Origin of the sequence: Aeromonas sp. INTO2, assembly GCF_049860605.1 — a bacterium.
GTDB classification, from domain to species: Bacteria; Pseudomonadota; Gammaproteobacteria; order Enterobacterales; family Aeromonadaceae; genus Aeromonas; species Aeromonas caviae.
Genome location: NZ_CP187588.1, coordinates 570,545 through 588,168 on the forward strand (window position 1 = coordinate 570,545; position 17,624 = coordinate 588,168).

Sequence of the window (17,624 nt, forward strand, 5' to 3'; positions counted from 1 at the left end):
TGTTGCCGCTTGGAGCAGTAGCCGTATGCGCCGGTAAGGGGGTAGCGCGGTGCACATGAACAGACTAGCCAGGGGAAAGCAAGTCATGGCATTACAACAACAAAAACTGCGGATCCATGCCGGACGGCGTGGCATCCTGGTGTTCCTGAGCGGGCTGCTCCTGACCGCGGGGCTGACCCTGCAACTGGATCGTAAGCAGGAGCAGGATCGGCAAGAGGCCTACCAGAACTTCACCACGCAATTTGCCGATACGGTCGAGGAGCGGATTACCCATTACCAGTACGGCTTGCGCGGCGCGCGGGGCGCCATTCTGGTGGCCGGGGAGCAGGGCATCTCGCGTGCGGATTTCCGTCGTTACAGTGCCAGCCGCGATATGAAAGTGGAGTTCCCGGGGGCGCGCGGCTTCGGCTTCATCCGTCGTGTGCCGCTGGCCGATGAGGCGGCGTTTGTCGCCAGGGCGAGACAAGATGACGCCCCCGGCTTTGCCATCCGCCAGCTGCAGCCACATGCCGGCGAGCGCTATGTCGTCCAGTACCTTGAACCGCAGGCTGGCAATCAGCAGGCGATTGGACTTGATATTGCCTCCGAGGCGAACCGCAAGGCCGCCGCCGACGCTACCATGCGGAGCGGGCAGGTGCAGCTCACGGCACCGATTACCCTGGTCCAGGCCATGAAAGCACCCAGCAAATCCTTCCTGATGCTGATGCCGATCTACCGGGATGGCATGGCACGGGATAGCGAGGCGCAGCGAGTGGCGGCCACCCTGGGCTGGAGCTATGCGCCCATTCTGATGGACGAGGTGATGGGGGCGATTCGTATTAATCCGGAGCTGACTCAGTTGTAACCGTTCACCGGGAGGATGTTGACAACAACTCTTCCGGGAGCGGGTAGTCTGTTTTCTCTATGCAGGCACTGACCACGGCCCTCAGCCATTCCTGCGGACAGCGACCTAACCGCTTGGCTGTCTCTATCAAAGACAAGATGCGCTGCCGAAACAGCTCTCCCCGATGTGACCAAACGCCATAGCTCCCCTTGCGCCACAGCACATACCCGCGTAGCGCCCGTTCCGCCTCATTATTGGTCAAGGCTATCTCGTCGTTTTCCAGAAAACGCCACAGCATTTCATCATCCTTGAGCAGTAGCCGACAGCGACCTCGGTAGCGCTTGCTGCACAGCAAACTGCCTCGCCCCAGCTCTTTTCGCCAGCTTTGCCGACATCGCTCAAGCCTTCGCTGATATTGTTTCTGGCTCAACACGCCTTGTTCATAGCCATGTCGAACCCTGAATACGCTATTTGCGAGAAGCACCAGTCGGGCCCCAATGGGCTGATTGACCTTTTCGCCGCTGTCGGCAATCGCTGCCACATTGCGCAGTACATGGGCCCAGCACAGCTGACGCTGGCTGCTGTCGATGAAACGGTATCCTGCGTACTGGTCTGTCACCAACACGCCATCCAATTCTGAGCCCAGCAGCCGTTTGGCCGCATCCTGACCCCGGCCAAACGCCGTCATGAAACAGACGGCCACCTTGCTCAGTGCCAGCCACATCCAGCGCCGCTCACCACCACGCTGATGCCGTGTTTCATCGGCATGGATACAGGAGGCTGATTGCACTTGTTGTTTGATGGCCTGGTGCGTCGGGGTCAACATGGCACTGACTCGCCCTTGCGCCTCGCTGATGGCGCCGCGACTGAAGCTCAGGCCGAAGTGCTGTTTAAGCTGTTGTTGTATCTGGCTAATGCTCTGGTGAAACAGACCACTTTGCAGGGCGATGTAGCTCAGCAGGTTGGTCCCCATCTGGCTGCTGCTCACCGTCTCGGGCAACGGAGCCGGGCTGGTCTCGATGCAATGACAACAGGTGCCGCTAAAGAGCTGATGTTCGGTCACCCTGTAGCTGACCTCGGGCAGGTCAAAGACCTGATGGACGCGGTAGGGTTTGTCATGAAATACCACATTGCCCCCACAGCAGGCGCACTGTCTGGCAGGGTAATGGGGTATTACCGTCAGCCGTTCATCCGCTGGATGACGCTCACGCCGAGCGCCTTTGTGGCCCGGTTGGGCGCCGCGTTTTTTACCTGAGGCAAGGCGCGGCCGAGCAGGTGGTGGTGAGCCTGGCCCATCACTGGAAGGAGGCTTGGAGGAATTGCCGCTGTGCTGGTTGAGTCGGTCTTCTAGCTCGGCGATGCGCGCCATCAGCTTCTGAATAAGTTCATTAGCCTGCTCAAGGGTCAGCGGCGAAGCGGCCGGTGGGGTCATGGATGTGCTCATGCCCCTGATGGTGCCAAGCTGACAGGATCACGCAAGAGGCAATAGTGGATCACCGGACGATCGTCTCATTTTTTACCTGTCAACTGGTCTGGGTGAACCGTTACAGGGTGGGCAGCAGTATCTACTGCGGGTGCTGCAGGTAGACCGGAAACAGCAGATCTATTGGTTAGGGAAGGCTGCTGACGGTGGCGTACCCAAGGCGTTGTTCGAGCTGGTGGATTTACAGCATAAATAAGGTGAACTGGCGCAGGCCAGAGCCAGTTATGCCAAGGCCGCCCAACAAGGACACATTCTCGCCCAGTACACCTACGGTGAAATGCTGCGTCTGGGACAAGGGGGAAAAGAGGATTACGCGCTTGCTCTCAAGCAGTATCGCCTAGCGGCCCAGCAGGGCGACCGCCAAGCCCAATACCGAATGGGGACATTGCGTGAGGAAGGCTTGGGGGCACCTCGTAACCGGGTGCATGCTTATGCTTGGCTGTCACTGGCGGCGACAGAAGGAATGCCTGAGGCTGTACGGGCCCGTGATGAACTCGAGGCCGCGATGACCAAGCCGGAAGTCAAACAAGCGCAGAAACTATCTGAGCACTGGTTTGGCAAGATGTCATCAACGGCTAAGAAAAGCTAAAAAAAAAGAACATAGAAGGAAGCGGCCTTGGTGGGCCGCTTCCTTCTTATTCAGTTGGTGAATTACCGGATACAAACTCAGCCCACGCATCCATCATTGGACGCCGCTGATCCAGCAAGTCCGTGCGGTGGTAGGCGGCTTCTACCTTGTTCTGCACTGTGTGAGCTAATGCTCGTTCAGCGAGATCCCGCGCATAGCCCTGCTCGCTGCACCAGTCTCGAAAACTAGAACGAAAGCCATGAGCAGTGGCCATTCGGCCAGGTGTGCAACTCCCTGCTTTGGCTCTTCTCAGAAACATCGTCAACACTGTGTCTGAGAGCGGTACTTGGTCTCTGGGGGATGGGAATACCAACTCGTCATGTAATCCCCTTAACCCTTTCAGGATTTCGACGGCACGAAGAGATAACGGAACACGATGTTGTTGTTTGGCTTTCATACGCTCGGCAGGCAAAGTCCAGACCCTTGCCTCCAAATCGACTTCTGACCACTTCATGGCTCTGACTTCACCTGAACGGCAAGCAGCCAGGATCAAGAACTCCAGCATGGAGCGGGTTACATCGTACTGTTGCGTTGTTCTCAGATGTTTTTGCACAAATGCAGGGATATCACGCCAAGGCATTGCAGGCTGGTGTTCTACACGCACAGATTTGCTGGGTTGAGCCGGTAATAGGTGGCTTACCACATCCACTGGGTTTGCAGAGGTATAGCCATGGGCCCATGCCCAAGCCATGACTGCGTGTAGCCTCTGTTTAACACGGCTTGCCGTTTCCGGGATCGTCAGCCATATCGGTTGCAACACTGAAGCGATATGAGCTGGGGTGATGGTATCAATGGAAATAGCGCCAATGGTAGGAAAGGCATATTGCTCCAATGTGGTGATCCATTGCTTACCATGTTTGGGGTTCTTCCAGCCTGGTAGCAAGCTTTCGTAGACCAATCTGGCCGATACTTCCAACGTCGGGAGCTTCGGCTTGTTCTGCTCCTGCAGCCGGACCTCTAGCGGATCCAAATTATTCGCCAGCTGTTCCCGCATTGCCTGTGCGTCTCGAGCTGCGTCAGCGATGGAGATCTCGGGGTAAGTCCCGAGGCCTGCATTACGTCGTTTCTTCGTCAATGGGCTGACATAGCGGAATACCCACTTGCCTCTACCCTTGGCAGTAGAAGGGTGTAGCGTCAACCCGGTGACCCCACAATGAGCAAGGGGTTTATCTTCCGGCTTGATGCTACGAGCTTTGGTATCGGTGAGGATCGCCATCAGGTAACCTCCTTGAGAATTGAATATGCCACACAGTATGCCACCAAGCATGCACAGTGGTAATATGTGATTGGGATGAATTGGACAGTATTCGCGTCTAATCTACTGATAGTAAAGGGCTTGATGGATGAGCGTGGCGTTGGTTGGACTTGATTACGGCGGGCACCTCCTCCGCCATCTATATAGCCCAACTGATTTATTCAGTTGGGCTTTTTCATATTCGCGCACCTACATGCAGGTGCCATTGAGTGACAACCTGAGCGGGGCTCTCCCACCCGTCAGTTCCTTCAATGGTGGCCAACAAGATGCGGACGAGCACGGCCAGGCTGCCCGTCAGTCCGGTGGATGTCTGGCTCGAACGCCGAGCCTGTCTCTTTCACGGTCTCGATGGCCTCTGTTGTCTGAACGCTGTCATTGTCTGGGCCGTTAGATTGCTGCCGCCAGTGACGATAATCCCGCCTCCCGTGCTCTCCTGCCAGCCCATGCCTTCTCACCTTGGCCGCCACCACAGCGCCCGTGATGACACTGGAAGTGAGGGCTGAGAGCCACTCCCTGCAGCCCCCTGCCGGCATTGCCGAGCGCCAGACATCAGGGGGCAACATCATGACGCTCTCCGCTGCGTGGCTCGTCTGGCCCTCCAGGCCTGAATGCGCGCCTGGGTGCCGATGACGAAGACAAAAAAGACCGGCACGAAGAAGATGGCTAGCAGGGTGCCACTGATCATGCCGCCGAACACGCCGGTGCCGATGGCATGCTGGGTCTCAGCGCTGGCACCGCTGGCAAGCATCAGCGGCACCACGCCGAGGGTAAAGGCCAGCGACGTCATCAGGATGGGGCGCAGACGCAGGCGGGCGGCAGTCACAGCGGCATCAAGCAGCGAGCGCCCTTCGCCGTGCAACTGGCGCGCAAACTCCACGATGAGGATGGCGTTCTTGGCCGACAGACCGATGATGGTGATCATGCCCACCTTGAAGAAGACGTCGTTGGGCATGCCCCGAAGCATCACCGCCGCCACGGCGCCGAGCAGGCCCAGGGGGACTACCAGCATCACCGAGAGCGGGATGGACCAGCTCTCGTAGAGCGCGGCCAGCACCAGGAAGACCACCAGCGCCGACAGCAGCATCAGCAGGGGGGCTTGTGCCGCCGACTGGCGCTCCTGCAATGACTGCCCCGTCCAGGCCAGGGCGAAGCCTGGCGGCAGTTGCGCCACCAGGCGATCCATTTCCGCCATCGCGGCGCCACTGGACACCCCGGTGGCGGCACTCCCGGAAAGACGCACGGCGGGGAAACCATCAAAACGTATCATCTGTTGCGGCGACTGGCGCCAGGTCGGCGTCACCACCTCCCGCAGGGGCACCATGCCACCGCTGGCATTGCGCACCCGCAGGGCGAGTACGTCATCGAGCTGCATGCGCGCTGACACGTCGGCCTGCAGGATGACCTGCTGCATGTGCCCGCCGTTGGGGAAGTCGTTGATGTAGAGCGACCCCATCGCCGCCGACAGGGTGCTGCTCACGCTGGTGAACGAGAGCCCCATGGCCTCGGCCTTCTGCCGGTTGATCTCGAGGTGAATGCTCTCGCCGGGGGGCAGGCTGTCGGGATAGACATCGCTCACCACCTCGCTTTGGGCCGCCAGTGCCAGCAGTTGCGCCTGGGCGGCCTGCAGCGCGGCCTCCCCCTGGTTGGCCCTGTCTTGCAGGAAGAGCGTGAAACCCGAAGAGGTGCCCAGTTCGTCGATGGCGGGTGGCAACAGGCTCATCACAGTGCCTTCCTTGCTGTTGGCCATGGCGGCCTGTGCCAGCTCCGCCTCTTCGGCAGCCGTGGCACCATGGCGCTGATCCCACTCTTTGAGCATGGTGAAGGCCATGGCCGCATTGGGGCCGGCGCCGGAGAAGCTGAAGCCCTGCACCACCAGGTTGGTGTCGAGCGCCTCGCGAGAGGCTACATGGGCCTCGAACTCCTTGATGACGGCCAGGGTGCGCTCGCTGGTGGCGCCGGTCGGCAGCTGGATGGAGGTCATGAAGTAGCCCTGATCCTCGTCCGGCAGGAAAGAGGAGGGCAGCTGGGTGGCCGCAATGGCCAGTACGGCGCAGAGGGCGATGAAGGCCGCCATCATGCGTCCGCTGCGCCCGACCAGCCGGGTGACCCGAACGCTGTAGCCTGTGGTGAGCCGCTCTACGCCCCGGTTGAAGGCGCCGAAGAAACCGCGCTTCTCATGGTGATCCGGGCTGACCGGACGCAGCAGGGTGGCGCAGAGTGCAGGTGTCAGGGTCAGGGCGAGGAAGGCGGAAATCAGGATCGACACCGCCATCGACAGGGTGAACTGCTGGTAGATGACCCCCACGGAGCCGCTGCCGAACGCCATGGGGATGAACACCGCCGTGAGCACCAGGGTGATGCCGATCACCGCCCCGGTGATCTCCTTCATGGCCCGCGATGTCGCCTCCCTGGGCGATAGCCCCTGGGTGGCCATCAGGCGCTCGACGTTCTCCACCACCACGATGGCGTCGTCGACGATGATACCGATGGCCAGCACCATGCCGAACATGGTCAGGGAGTTGATCGAAAAACCGGCCAGCAGCATCACCGCGAAGGTGCCAAGCAGGGCGATGGGGGCGACGATGGCCGGGATCAGGGTGTAGCGCAGGTTCTGCAGGAAGAGAAACATCACCAGGAACACCAGCACCATGGCTTCCAGCAGGGTGTGGATCACCTTGTCGATGGAGACCTTGACGAAGGGGGCCGAGTCAAAGGGGATCGAATAGGCCATGCCCGCCGGCAGGGTTGGCGAGAGCTGGGCAAGGCGAGTACGCACCGCATCGGCGGTGCGCACGGCGTTGGCGCCGGGGGAGAGCTGAATGGCGGCGCTGGTGGCAGCCACCCCGTTCTCGCGGTTGGAAAAGGCGTAGGATTGCGCCCCCAGCTCGACCCGGGCCACGTCACCCAGCACCAGCTTGGCGCCATTACTACCGGCCCGCAGCACGATGGCGGCGAACGCCTCGGGAGTGGTCAGCTGCCCCTGTACCGTGAGGGGAACCGTCAGTCGCTGGCCAGGCAGGGCGGGTTCGTCGCCGAGGCGCCCCGGTGCAATCTGCACGTTCTGCTGCTCGATGGCCTGCGCCACCTCGCTGATGGTCAACCCGTAGGCGGCGAGTTTGCCCGGATCCACCCAGATGCGCATGGCCTGCTCGGCGCCGAACAGCTGCACTCGCCCCACGCCGTCGATGCGGCGCAGCTCCTGCACGATATTGCGCGCCATGTAGTCGTTCAGCGCGACCTCATCGAAGCGGCCATCCGGTGAAGTCATGCCGACCATCATCAGAAAGCCGGACGAGGCGGACTCCACCTGCAGGCCGGTTTGCCGCACCGCCTGTGGCAAGCGAGGCTCGACCGCCTTGATGCGGTTTTGCACGTCCATCTGGGCCAGCTCCGGATCGGTGCCCGGCTTGAAGGTGGCGGTGATCTGCGCGCTGCCGGAGGCATCTACCGACGACTCGAAGTAGAGCAGGTTCTTCACCCCAGACAGCTCGCGCTCGATAAGGCTCACCACCGCATCGTTCAGGGTCTGCGGCGTGGCGCCCGGATAGGTGGCATAGAGGATCACCGACACCGGCGCCACCGAGGGATAGCGGGAGATGGGCAGCTTGGGGATGGCGATGACCCCCGCCAGCACGATGAAGAGGGCGATCACCCAGGCAAACACCGGGCGATGAATGAAAAACTGCGGCATGAAAATGTCTCCGATTCAGCGGGTGCCGGCGTCAGCCTGCTGGCTGACTGCGGGGGATTGCCAGGGATGGGCAATGACTTGCGTCCCCGGGGTCAGGCGGTCGATCCCCTCGATCACCACCCGCTGTCCGGCGCTGAGTCCGGACGCGATGCGGTACTGGCTATTCACCAGTTCAGCGGTGTTGACCGGAACCAGTTGTGCCTGCCCCTGGCCATCCACCACCCACACGCTGGTCTGGCCCGATGTGCGCACCACCGCCTGCTGAGGCACGCTCAGGGCGTTGGCATAGTGAGCCCGGGGAATGCGCGCCTGCACGTAGAGGCCGGGCAAGAGCCGCCGCTCCGGGTTGTCCACCAGTACCCGCAGCAGTACGTCACCGGTCCCGGCATCCACCTCGATGCCGGAGAAGAGGATGTGCCCCTGCATGCCGAGCGGCTTGCCGTCGCTGCCGAGGATGTCCACCGTCAGTTCCGGTGCCGTCGAGCCAGCCTGCTGGCGCAGGGTGTCGAGCACAGAGGCCGGTTGACGCACATCGACGTAGACCTGATCGATCTGCTGGATCCTGGCCATGGGGGTGGCGTCGGTGGGGGACACCAGGGCCCCTTCACTCACCAGCGCCTGATCGATGCGCCCGGCGATGGGGGCCTCCACGCTGGCAAATTGCAGGTTCAGCTGGTGCCGGGCCAGGGTCGCCCTGGCCTGAGCCACGTCGGCGGCCGCCTGATCACGCTGGGAGACAGCATCGTCATAGGTCTGGCGGCTGATGGCCTCGGTGCGCAGCAGCGGCACCAGACGGTCAATCTGGATACGGGCGCGGGCCAGCACGGCCTCCGCGCGCTGCAATGCGGCGGCGGCGCTGTCGACATCCGCCTTGAAGGGGGCCGGATTTATCTGGAACAGCACGGTGCCAGCGTTGATCTCGGCACCCTGCTCGAACAGGCGGCGCTGCACGATGCCGCTGATCTGGGCCCGAATTTCGGCGCTGCGCACCGCGGCTACCCGGGCGGGCAGATCCTCGCTGATGACCAGGTCCTGACCTGCCAGCGTCATCACCGACACCTGAGGAAGGGCCGGCGCATCTTGCGCTTGCGACGCCCCATCGCAACCTGCCAACCCGAATGCGGCAATGACGGCGAGCAGGGTGCCCGCATACCGCTGTTTGACAAACATCATATTCACCTCGTTAAACCGCCTCCCGGGCATGGTGTTGCCGCGAGAGCACATCGAGCGGGCATTATGGAGAGGGGCTATTGCGAATGATTCGAGGCTTTGTGGAGAATCCATGGAGGCGGTGATAAAGTTCAAACCCACCATTTTCGAGGCCGACCATGTCGTATCTTCCTGCTTCCGCCAACCCGGCGGCCCAGTCACTGGTACTGATTGCAGAGGATGAAGCCGAGATAGCCGACATCCTCGCCGCTTACCTGCAACGCCACGGATTGCGCACTTTGCATGCCGCCGATGGCCGCGAAGCCCTGGCCATGCACCAGACATGCAAACCCGATCTCCTGCTGCTGGATGTGCAGATGCCGCAGCTCGACGGCTGGCAGGTGCTCAGCGAGATCCGGGCCCGTGGCGACACGCCGGTGATCATGCTGACCGCCCTGGATCAGGACCTCGACAAGCTGATGGGGCTGCACATGGGGGCGGATGACTATGTGGTCAAACCCTTCAACCCGGCCGAAGTGGTGGCCCGGGTACAGGCGGTGCTCAGACGCAGCCAGGCAGCGAAACAGGCCACGGCCCGGGTGCTGCGGGTCGGCCCCTTCCAGATCGATCTGGAGAGCCACGAGGCCAGCATTTGCCGCGATGAGGGGCAGCAGGTGCTGGATCTGACCCTGACCGAGTTCAAGTTGCTCGCCTCCCTGATGCGGGTACCCAAGCGGGTGTTCAGCCGCGCCGAACTGCTGACCCACTGCCTGCCGGAGGGGGATACCCAGGAGCGCACGGTGGACAGCCACATCAGCAAGCTGCGCAAGAAGCTGGAGGCACAGGGCATCCAGGGGGTGCCCGCCAGTGTCTGGGGCGTCGGCTATCGCTTCGGGGGCGATGCGTGACATCGGCCCCCGGCCTGCGCAGGCAGATCATCCACTCCCTGGGCCTGATGGCGCTCGGCATCATCTGCCTCGCGGTGATCGGCACCTATGTGTTCTACGCCATTGCCGTGACCTATGTGCCTGGCAGCATCTCCGAGAGCTGGATGCCCTCCAGGGTCGAGATGATCTGGATCGGCTCGACCATTCTTATTGCATTGGGGATGGCGCTGTACGTGGCGGTGCGCCTCTCTCGGCGCATCCTGACCCCGCTCAATTCGGTGGCGAACAGCCTGCGAGAGGTGGCAGAGGGCAAACTCGATGCGCGCGTGCCGCTGGATGAACAGGCGATCGGGGAGACGGCGCAACTGGTGCGGGACTTCAACACCATGGCCGAGCGACTGCAAAGCATGACCCGTGAGCGGGAGTTCTGGAATGCCGCCATCGCCCACGAATTGCGCACCCCGGTGACCATCTTGCGTGGCCGCTTGCAGGGGCTGGCCGAAGGGGTATTTCCGCCAGAACGTGCGCTCTTTGAAGGTTTGTTGCGCCAGGTGGAGGGATTGACCCACCTGATCGAAGACTTGCGGGTTCTCAGTCTCAACGACAGCGGCCACCTGGAGCTGCAACGAGAGGCGATCAGGCTGGCCGACGAGCTTGCCGTGGTGCTTGAGGCGTTTGCCACCCCCCTGGCTGCGAGCGGTTTCACCCTCAAACGGGAGCTCGATGCCGAACTCTGGGTCTGTTGCGATGCTCTTCGCATCCGTCAGGCCCTGATGGCGCTGCTGGAAAATGCCCAGAAGCATGGGGTGCCGGGCATGCTGACAGTGCGCCTGCATCGTTCGGGCACCCAGTGCATCCTGAGCGTGGAAGACGAAGGGCCCGGCATCAGCGAGGAGGTCGCCGCCCATATCTTCGAGGCGTTTCGCCGGGGGGATCCGTCACGCTCACGCAAGAGTGGCGGCAGCGGGCTCGGGCTGGCCGTGGTCAAGGCCATTGCCGAGGCTCACGGCGGCAGTGCGGTCTGCCAATCCGGCGGGCGGGGCGGCACCCTGTTCCTGCTTTCCTGGCCCCTCTTGCACCCTGACGGCAGGTCATGACCCCGCATTGCCGCATCGGTTGAGGATGGGAGCGCCGAGGCGCGTGTGTTGACTGTGATCCAACAGCCCAAAAAAGCCCATCTCATGGGGAGAGACGGGCTTTTTTTATGGCTTGCAGGCAGCGCCCTCATGGGGCGCACCGGGATCAATGCTCGGCCAGCAGGGGCTCTCCCTCCTGGCATTTGTCGTGGATGGCAAAGTGATCGACCAGGGTGGCACTGGCGTCGTTCAGGCCGATGACCGCCACCTCTTTCCCCTCACGGCGGAACTTGATGACCACCTTGTCGAGGGCCGTGATGGCGGTGATGTCCCAGAAGTGGGCGTGCGTCAGGTCGATGACCACCTTCTCCACTTCCTCCCTGAAATCGAAACCGGCCAGGAACTGCTCGGCGCTGGCAAAGAAGACCTGGCCCCGCACCAGATAGGTACGCACGGCGCCGCTGCGTTCGCTGTCGCTCTTGACCAGCATGACGCGGGCAACCTTGTGGGCGAAGAAGAGGGAGGCGAGCAGCACCCCCACGAAGACCCCGAGTGCCAGGTTGTGGGTCGCGACCACCACGGCGACGGTGGTAGCCATCACCAGGTTGGTGGAGAGGGGGTGGCTCTTCAGGTTGCGTACCGACTCCCAGGAAAACGTGCCGATGGAGACCATGATCATCACGGCCACCAGGGCTGCCATGGGGATCTGACGGATCCACTCATCCATGAAGACCACCATCAGGATGAGCAGGGTCCCCGCCACGAAGGTGGAGAGGCGGCCGCGGCCACCGGATTTGATGTTGATGACGGACTGGCCAATCATGGCGCACCCCGCCATGCCTCCCAGCAGACCGGCGCCGATGTTGGCGATCCCCTGACCCTTGCACTCGCGGTTGCGATCGCTTGGAGTGTCGGTCATCTCGTCGACGATGGCTGCCGTCATCATGGACTCGAGCAGTCCCACCACCGCCAGCCCCGCTGAGTAGGGGAAGATGATGGCCAGGGTCTCCAGATTGAGGGGCACGTCGGGCCAGAGGAAGACCGGCAGGGTATCGGGCAGCTCACCCATGTCGCCCACGGTACGGATGTCGATGCCCAGGGTGATGGCCACCGCCGTCAGGATGACGATGCACAGCAGGGGGGAGGGGAGCAGTTTGCCCACCACGGGAACGAGCGGGAACAGATAGATGATGCCAAGCCCGGCCGCGGTCATGGCGTAGACCTGCCAGGTGAAGTTGGTGAGCTCGGGCAGCTGGGCCATGAAGATAAGGATGGCCAGGGCGTTGACGAAGCCGGTCACCACGGAGCGGGAGACGAATCGCATCAGGCTGCCGAGCCTGAGGTAGCCCGCCGCTATCTGGAAGAGGCCGGTGAGCAGGGTGGCTGCCAGCAGATACTGCAGGCCATGTTCCTTGACCAGGGTCACCATCAGGAGTGCCATGGCGCCGGTGGCGGCGGAAATCATGCCGGGACGACCGCCGACGAAGGCGATGACCACGGCGATGCAGAAGGAGGCATAGAGGCCGACCTTGGGGTCGACGCCCGCAATGATGGAGAAGGCGATGGCCTCCGGGATCAGCGCCAGGGCGACGACGATGCCCGACAGCAGATCGCCCCGTATGTTGGAGAACCACTCTTGTCTTGCACGTTCCAGCATGGGGATTTTCTCGCTCGTTGAGGATCCATGGCCACAGGCCCGCAAATCAGGGGAAATGGCGGGGATCACAGGGTTGGATTGGCTGTTGATGGCCGGGTAAACCGGCCGGTCGGCATAACCGGAGTCAGGCGGCAGAGGCCGCACAGGGCAGGGTCAGGGCGGCGTGACGGCCACCCCAGAGCACATAACAGGCATAAGGGGCGCATGTTAACAGCCGGTGCCAGGCCGGGGAAGCCCGGATTGTTTTATCTAGCACAAGAGCAGCCAACATAGACCAAACAAGGGGGCTCTGCCGTTTTCAGAGAAGTGATTGATGCGATTATGGCAACACCGAAGGGGGCAACACCATGGGACCGGCCACCGTACGGGCTGCCTCGTCACCTCGCAGTACCCGTACTATCTCGAGGGCGAACTCGATGGCGGTACCCGGGCCCAGGCTGGTGATCAGGCGATGGGCTTCATCGGTCACGACCCGCGCCGTGCTCAATTGTGTCGCGGGCAGACGGGCCTGAAAGCCCGGATGGCAGGTGGTGCTCGCATTCCCCAGCAAGCCGTGATGGTGCAGTACCACGGCGGGTGCGGCGCAGATGGCGGCGCGCCAGCGGCCGAGGCCTGCCTGCTCCCGTAGCAGGTCGATGGCGAGGGGGGTGTCGCGGATCACTTCGCTGCCAGGCAGACCGCCCGGCACGACCATGGCATCGAAGTCACGGGTGGTCAGCTCGTCGAGATGGCAATCCGCCACCAGTTGCACCCCGCGAGAGGCGCGGATCTGGCGCGCTCCTGTGGGGCAGCAGGAGGCCAGCACCACATCGATGCCACCCCGAACCAGGGTATCGACGATGGCAACCGTCTCTATCTCTTCCGACCCGGGGGCCACCAGTACCAGTACGCTCATCCTGCACTCCTTGCTTGCCAGCTGCTCTGCTCAGCGCTTCTCTTTGACGGCCTGATAGAGGCCCTGATTGACCGGCACCGCGATACCGTGAAGGGCGGCCTTGCCCAGCAGGAAGCCGGTGATGGCTTCGATCTCGGTCTCGCGGCCCTGTTCCATGTCCTGATACATGGAAGAGTAATTGTCGGCGGTGAGCTCCACCACCATCATGACGCGGCGCAGCAGCTCTTCGCTGCCGGTGGGCTGACCTTCGGCCCGCATGACGTCAGCCACTTCCACGCAGATTTGCTGCAGGGCATCGGCAAAACGCGGACCGGCCAATTCGCCGTTCTTGAGCTTGTAGAGCGCGGTGAGGGGATTGATGGCGCAGTTGACGGCGAGTTTCTGCCACTGACGTGTCAGGATCTGCTCATCCCAACCGGCCTGACCCAGGGCGCTGGCCAGCTCGTCGGCGAGGTGGGCATGGGCACGGGCCGCTTCGTTGATTGGGCCCAGCCAGGTCTCCCCCTTGCCGGTGTGGCGGAACACGAAGTGGCCGCTCTGCATGGCGCCATGGCTGGTGACGCCGGCGATCACCGGATTGTCGGGGAAGAGTGCGACCACCTGATCGGCGATCCCCATGCCGTTGTGCAGCAGCACGATGGGCACCCCTGCCGCCAGTTGCCCGACCAGGGGAGTGAGGGCCGATATCACCTGCCCCGCCTTGGTCATCACCAGCAGGCGTTTGATGCTGCCCGGCTTGTCGATGAAGGCGCGTTCGATGGCCAGGAGCTGGGTATGCCCCTCAAGTGAGGTAAAGTCGACGCCGGGGTGCAAGGTGGCACGATGGCGCTCGCGCAGCAGGAGGCGGGTTGCTTGGCCGCTTTGGGTCAACAGGGAGGCGAAGACGCCGCCCAGGGCGCCGCAGCCCAGCAAGGTCCACTCGGGAGAGACAGGGTGACGGCGTGTTTTCAGGTTGTTGTCGCGTAATCCGCTTGGCATGAAGAGGCTCGATCATGGGAAGGGCTGCCATCCTGTCAACCGCCAACCCGGGATAAGGGAAGATGTCGCTTGGTGAATACCTGGAACCGGTGCATGAGCTGGTTGCCGGGTCGTGCTCAAGGTTCATGCGCAGCCAGGGAGCCTCATGTATGCATGAACATGCGGGTGTCTGGGCTGCACTTCACCGAGTGTCGGACCTCTCGCGGTCGCTCCTAAACGGGTTCTAACGGGTCTCACCATTCCTGTGCGCAGGGGATTCTAGCAGAGCAATCCCATCGAAATCAGCAAATTTGCCCGTTTTCTGGTAGATTTGCCCACCTGTCAGCACAACCTGAAGTACAGCATGAGGAGCCCGGCTATGCCGTCATTCGATATTGTCTCTGAAGTCAAAATGAACGAGGTGTTGAACGCCGTTGATAACGCCAACCGTGAACTGGCGACCCGTTTCGATTTTCGTGGTGTGGAAGCCAGCTTCGAATTGAACAAGGAAGAAGTGAAGCTGGAAGCCGATGCCGATTTCCAGCTCAAGCAGATGGTCGAGATCCTGCGCGGCGCCCTGCTCAAGCGCCAGATCGAGAACAGTTCCATGGATGTGGGTGACAGCGTCCACTCCGGCAAACGTTTCCACCTGACCGTGAAGTTCAAGCAGGGGATCGACAAGGAAGTGGCCAAGAAGCTGGTGAAGCTCATCAAGGACTCCAAGATCAAGGTGCAGGCTGCCATCCAGGGCGACGAGGTGCGGGTCACCGGCAAGAAGCGCGACGATCTGCAAGAGACCATGGCCTTGGTGCGTGGCGCCGAACTGGGCCAGCCGATGCAGTTCCAGAACTTCCGCGACTGATGGCGAACGGGGAGGGCGCGGCTCTCCCCCCACTGCCAGCATGAGGGCATAAAAAAACCGGAGCAGCTGCTCCGGTTTTTTGTATCCGTGTGACGAGTTCGATTAGAACTTGTAGGTCACGGAGAAGTAGTGGCTGAAGCCAGAGCTCTTCCACGGGGTACCGTCGTAGGCGGTGGAACCGTCTTTGGTGCCGTAGGCATCCATGAAGTACTTCAGGCCGTAACCGACGGCGTAGCGGTCGGAGTGCCAGTAGATACCGTGGAAGGTAGCCAGGTTGTCGCTGGTACGGTCAGCACGGTTGTGGGTGTCCAAGTCGAAGGCGTAGTCCAGGTAACCCTGATAGGAGACGAAGCTGCCGTTGCTGAAGGTGTAGAAAGGCTTGAACCAGTTCATGGCGAACCAGTAACCGTTCCACTCACCCTCTTCTTCGGTGAAGAACTGGTTTTCGGTGGCGTGACGAGCATACAGGTTCATGCCCACTTTGCCGAACCAAGGCACTTGTACATCAGCACCCAGACCGATCATGTTTTCCATCTGGTTGTCGCCGATGTTGTTCAGAGAGGCGATGTAAACCTCTTGCACCGGACCGAAGGAGAGATCTTTACCAGTCAGCGCATCCAGAGACATACGCGGCGCAAACTTCATGAACAGGTTCTGACCTCAGAGATCCCCTCATTTTTAGAGACTCAAATAATTCCAAGTGTGCGGGTATATAAGCGGTGTTGCTTCAGGTAGTAGATAAATTTATCCATCAACAAGACCGCATTGGCTTCTTTCATTTTAGGCAGCAACTGGTAATAGATGACCCCTTGCCGAAAGAACGAATAGGTTCGGCTCTTGCTGGTATTGACCTTGATCGTTCTCTCTAGACCGACACTGTCTCCAGCCTTACCCAGCAGCGTCAGCAAGACGATGGCCAAGGCACTGAACAAAAACAGTCGGTCACGCCGGACCGGATTACTGATGTGCACATCTCCCATACCCATGCCGAATTTGTAATCTTTGATATCCCGAAAACTGGTCTCGATACCCCAGCGCTGGCCGTATAGTTGCAACGCCTTGGCGGCACTCAGATCGGTCCGGTTACTGGCCAGAAACCACGCGTCTTTCATGCCACTCTTGTGACAACAATAGACCCGCTCGACAGGCTGTCGTTGCCCAGTGAGCTCCACCTCCTTGAGGGTTCGGGTGCGCCCGGTCGGCGTTAGCCAGTCGCGGGCGGGAACCTGCTCTCCACCAGAGTAACCAACCAAAATATTTCCTTTAAATCTAATGATATAGGCAAAGCCTAGCTCTTGTTCCAGGCGCTCGAACAGCTCCATGTAACCAAACCCACGGTCAGCGACTACCGTCACGAAGATACCTTCTGGCAGGGTCTGCTTGAGTTTGGTGAGCAGCTCTTTCTCATGGGCATTGCGTTGCCCTTTGAGCAACGATTTTCGATGGGTTTTCCACAGCAGCGGAGTACTGCGGCCATGGTTGGTTTGCAGGCTGATAACCAAGGTGCTGTGATCATCGGCATCGAATTCGGTCCAGTCCATGGATACCACGATCTCGGTGCGTTCACCGACCACATAGGGAACCCAATCGTCAAAGAGGCTCCAGACGTTGAGCTTGGTGTTAGTGAGCAGGCGGTCCACCTGTTTCACCGCATGTTTGCGCTCGAGACCATTGGCCAAGGAGAGACCATTCCCGATGGCGTGGATGGCCAGCGAACCGGATTCGATAACCCCGAGGGTTGCATTGGCCAGGGAAAGAACACGCTTGGCATGCATGTCCTGTCCAAATATCTCGTTGATGTGGTTGAGGATTAGATCGTGGTTAAACATGGCGATTATCTGTCGGGTATTAGCTGGTCAAGGATGGCGATCATACCTCAGAAGCCGCGCCACGCCTCGCTCATACGAGGGGATGGTTAAGGGTTCTGACCCTTGTGCTTGTCGCTGTGACGGGAGTCGAAGATATCGAAGACGTCGACGTAACCGTACAGGTCAAACAGGCCGGAGCGACCACCGAATTCCATTTCGAAGTAGGTGTCGTTGTAATCTTCAGCACCTGCAGTGAAAGGACGTTGGTCGATGGTGTGCATCACGTTGAACTGCATCCACTTGTAGTCGTTCTTGTGGATGTCGCCGCTGTAGTCGGCAGCGAAGGCCGGGGTGGCGGAGGCAGCCAGCAGACCGGCAGCGATCAGAGTCTTGGTAAATTTGGCCATTTTATTGGTCTCTTGTGCGTTAGTTGAGGTTTTCCGTAGCCTGCCC

12 protein-coding genes and 3 pseudogenes are annotated in these 17,624 nt (G+C 60.9%); 5 read left to right on the forward strand and 10 right to left on the reverse strand.

Features of this window, described 5'->3' with window-relative positions:
* Positions 1 to 85: 85 nt before the first annotated feature.
* Positions 86 to 844, forward strand: a complete 759-nt coding sequence (locus ACPW74_RS02800) for a CHASE domain-containing protein (protein ID WP_279473654.1) — start codon at positions 86 to 88, stop codon at positions 842 to 844.
* 4 nt (positions 845 to 848) lie between these two features.
* On the opposite strand, the gene ACPW74_RS02805 is transcribed toward ACPW74_RS02800, so the two are convergent.
* The gene (locus tag ACPW74_RS02805) at positions 849 to 2,267 is read right to left on the reverse strand and encodes an IS66-like element ISUnCu16 family transposase (protein ID WP_005327996.1); all 1,419 of its coding nucleotides are present in this window, start codon (positions 2,265 to 2,267) and stop codon (positions 849 to 851) included.
* Positions 2,268 to 2,391: 124 nt separating this feature from the next.
* Here ACPW74_RS02805 and ACPW74_RS02810 point away from each other — a divergent pair.
* Positions 2,392 to 2,895: pseudogene (locus ACPW74_RS02810) on the forward strand (tetratricopeptide repeat protein); the annotation flags it as partial.
* A gap of 46 nt (positions 2,896 to 2,941) precedes the next feature.
* Here the strand turns inward: ACPW74_RS02810 and ACPW74_RS02815 are convergent.
* The 3 genes from ACPW74_RS02815 to ACPW74_RS02825 all read right to left on the reverse strand — a co-directional run bounded on the left by ACPW74_RS02815 (position 2,942) and on the right by ACPW74_RS02825 (position 9,053).
* Positions 2,942 to 4,150 (reverse strand): tyrosine-type recombinase/integrase, encoded by a 1,209-nt coding sequence (locus ACPW74_RS02815; RefSeq protein ID WP_425858547.1) that lies wholly within the window; start codon positions 4,148 to 4,150, stop codon positions 2,942 to 2,944.
* Between the two features lie 601 nt (positions 4,151 to 4,751).
* On the reverse strand, positions 4,752 to 7,880 hold the full coding sequence (locus tag ACPW74_RS02820; RefSeq protein ID WP_425858548.1) for a multidrug efflux RND transporter permease subunit: 3,129 nt from the start codon (positions 7,878 to 7,880) through the stop codon (positions 4,752 to 4,754).
* 15 nt (positions 7,881 to 7,895) lie between these two features.
* Positions 7,896 to 9,053, reverse strand: coding sequence for an efflux RND transporter periplasmic adaptor subunit (locus ACPW74_RS02825; protein ID WP_425858549.1), 1,158 nt, complete (start codon positions 9,051 to 9,053; stop codon positions 7,896 to 7,898).
* Between the two features lie 155 nt (positions 9,054 to 9,208).
* On the opposite strand from ACPW74_RS02825, the gene ACPW74_RS02830 reads away from it, so the two are divergent.
* Both ACPW74_RS02830 and ACPW74_RS02835 read left to right on the forward strand, forming a co-directional pair.
* Positions 9,209 to 9,937, forward strand: coding sequence for a response regulator (locus ACPW74_RS02830; RefSeq protein ID WP_270807237.1), 729 nt, complete (start codon positions 9,209 to 9,211; stop codon positions 9,935 to 9,937).
* Entirely contained in the window at positions 9,934 to 11,013 is a 1,080-nt protein-coding gene (locus ACPW74_RS02835; RefSeq protein ID WP_425858550.1) for an ATP-binding protein, read from the forward strand. The genes ACPW74_RS02830 and ACPW74_RS02835 overlap by 4 nt, the downstream gene beginning before the upstream one ends.
* Before the next feature lie 145 nt (positions 11,014 to 11,158).
* Here ACPW74_RS02835 and ACPW74_RS02840 read toward each other — a convergent pair whose 3' ends face one another.
* From ACPW74_RS02840 to ACPW74_RS02850, 3 genes are all read right to left on the reverse strand, one after another.
* Positions 11,159 to 12,649, reverse strand: a complete 1,491-nt coding sequence (locus ACPW74_RS02840) for a SulP family inorganic anion transporter (protein ID WP_425858551.1) — start codon at positions 12,647 to 12,649, stop codon at positions 11,159 to 11,161.
* A 319-nt stretch (positions 12,650 to 12,968) separates the two neighbouring features.
* The gene (locus ACPW74_RS02845; RefSeq protein WP_052816332.1) at positions 12,969 to 13,544 is read right to left on the reverse strand and encodes a DJ-1 family glyoxalase III; all 576 of its coding nucleotides are present in this window, start codon (positions 13,542 to 13,544) and stop codon (positions 12,969 to 12,971) included.
* Positions 13,545 to 13,574: 30 nt separating this feature from the next.
* Positions 13,575 to 14,522, reverse strand: coding sequence for a ketopantoate reductase family protein (locus ACPW74_RS02850; protein ID WP_039040714.1), 948 nt, complete (start codon positions 14,520 to 14,522; stop codon positions 13,575 to 13,577).
* 358 nt (positions 14,523 to 14,880) lie between these two features.
* Between ACPW74_RS02850 and ACPW74_RS02855 the strand changes: the two genes are divergently transcribed.
* A complete protein-coding gene (locus tag ACPW74_RS02855) occupies positions 14,881 to 15,363 on the forward strand; it encodes a YajQ family cyclic di-GMP-binding protein (RefSeq protein ID WP_010673357.1) in 483 nt (160 codons plus the stop codon).
* A gap of 102 nt (positions 15,364 to 15,465) precedes the next feature.
* On the opposite strand, the pseudogene ACPW74_RS02860 reads toward ACPW74_RS02855, so the two are convergent.
* From ACPW74_RS02860 to ACPW74_RS02870, 3 genes and pseudogenes are all read right to left on the reverse strand, one after another.
* Positions 15,466 to 16,023: pseudogene (locus ACPW74_RS02860) on the reverse strand (outer membrane protein OmpK); the annotation flags it as partial.
* A gap of 26 nt (positions 16,024 to 16,049) precedes the next feature.
* Complete coding sequence (locus tag ACPW74_RS02865) at positions 16,050 to 17,192, reverse strand: IS4 family transposase (RefSeq protein ID WP_041205622.1); 1,143 nt, start codon at positions 17,190 to 17,192, stop codon at positions 16,050 to 16,052.
* 92 nt (positions 17,193 to 17,284) lie between these two features.
* Positions 17,285 to 17,578 (reverse strand): annotated as a pseudogene (locus tag ACPW74_RS02870) (outer membrane protein OmpK); the annotation flags it as partial.
* Between the last annotated feature and the right edge of the window lie 46 nt (positions 17,579 to 17,624).

Bases quoted from the DNA above. Each gene is read 5' to 3' on its own strand.
- ACPW74_RS02815 (WP_425858547.1), bottom strand. From the start codon at position 4,150: ATGGCGATCCTCACCGATACCAAAGCTCGTAGCATCAAGCCGGAAGAT.
- ACPW74_RS02800 (WP_279473654.1), top strand. From the start codon at position 86: ATGGCATTACAACAACAAAAACTGCGGATCCATGCCGGACGGCGTGGC.
- ACPW74_RS02855 (WP_010673357.1), top strand. From the start codon at position 14,881: ATGCCGTCATTCGATATTGTCTCTGAAGTCAAAATGAACGAGGTGTTG.
- ACPW74_RS02865 (WP_041205622.1), bottom strand. From the start codon at position 17,192: ATGTTTAACCACGATCTAATCCTCAACCACATCAACGAGATATTTGGA.
- ACPW74_RS02830 (WP_270807237.1), top strand. From the start codon at position 9,209: ATGTCGTATCTTCCTGCTTCCGCCAACCCGGCGGCCCAGTCACTGGTA.
- ACPW74_RS02845 (WP_052816332.1), bottom strand. From the start codon at position 13,544: ATGAGCGTACTGGTACTGGTGGCCCCCGGGTCGGAAGAGATAGAGACG.
- ACPW74_RS02840 (WP_425858551.1), bottom strand. From the start codon at position 12,649: ATGCTGGAACGTGCAAGACAAGAGTGGTTCTCCAACATACGGGGCGAT.
- ACPW74_RS02825 (WP_425858549.1), bottom strand. From the start codon at position 9,053: ATGATGTTTGTCAAACAGCGGTATGCGGGCACCCTGCTCGCCGTCATT.
- ACPW74_RS02805 (WP_005327996.1), bottom strand. From the start codon at position 2,267: ATGAGCACATCCATGACCCCACCGGCCGCTTCGCCGCTGACCCTTGAG.
- ACPW74_RS02850 (WP_039040714.1), bottom strand. From the start codon at position 14,522: ATGCCAAGCGGATTACGCGACAACAACCTGAAAACACGCCGTCACCCT.
- ACPW74_RS02820 (WP_425858548.1), bottom strand. From the start codon at position 7,880: ATGCCGCAGTTTTTCATTCATCGCCCGGTGTTTGCCTGGGTGATCGCC.